Raw genomic sequence first — 791 nt, 5'->3', positions numbered from 1 at the left:
TCCAGCAGCTTGCGGAACATTTCAACGCCTGTGCAGGTCGTTTTCTGGGTGTCCTTGATGCCGACAATCTCGATCTCGTCGCCCACGTTGATCACGCCACGCTCGACCCGGCCGGTCACAACCGTACCACGACCCGAGATCGAGAACACGTCTTCGACGGGCATCAGGAAGGGCTGGTCCACCGCACGCTCGGGCGTGGGGATGAACTCGTCCACGGCCTTCATCAGCGCGCGGATCGCGTTTTCGCCGATTTCCTCGTCACGGCCTTCCATCGCGGCCAGGGCCGAACCGGGAATGACGGGGATGTCGTCGCCGGGGTACTCGTACGAGTCCAGCAGCTCGCGGATTTCCATTTCGACCAGCTCAAGCAGCTCTTCGTCGTCGACCTGGTCCACTTTGTTCATGAAGACGACCATGGTGGGGATGCCCACCTGGCGGCCCAGCAGGATGTGCTCGCGGGTCTGGGGCATCGGGCCGTCAGCCGCGTTCACAACCAGGATCGCGCCGTCCATCTGCGCCGCACCGGTGATCATGTTCTTGACGTAGTCGGCGTGGCCGGGGCAGTCAACGTGAGCGTAGTGGCGGCTCTCGGTCTCGTATTCCACGTGCGCGGTCGAGATCGTGATCCCACGGGCCTTCTCTTCGGGCGCGCCGTCGATCTGGTCATAGGCCTGAAAATCGCCAAAATACTTCGTGATCGCAGCCGTCAACGTCGTCTTGCCGTGGTCAACGTGACCAATCGTGCCAATGTTTACGTGCGGTTTGTTACGTTCAAACTTTGCCTTTGCCAT

The 791-nt window shown here is 61.1% G+C and carries 1 protein-coding gene; it reads right to left on the bottom strand.

Annotated features, from left to right (window positions below; translation table 11 throughout):
* The coding region (locus Q1A44_RS21850; protein WP_299629561.1) for an elongation factor Tu at positions 1 to 791 on the bottom strand (791 nt) is incomplete at both ends.

The sequence above is a fragment of the uncultured Tateyamaria sp. genome (assembly GCF_947503705.1).
Taxonomy (GTDB): Bacteria; Pseudomonadota; Alphaproteobacteria; order Rhodobacterales; family Rhodobacteraceae; genus Tateyamaria.
The sequence above is the reverse complement of the archived record's forward strand: the minus strand, read 5'-3'. Positions and strand labels throughout refer to the sequence as shown.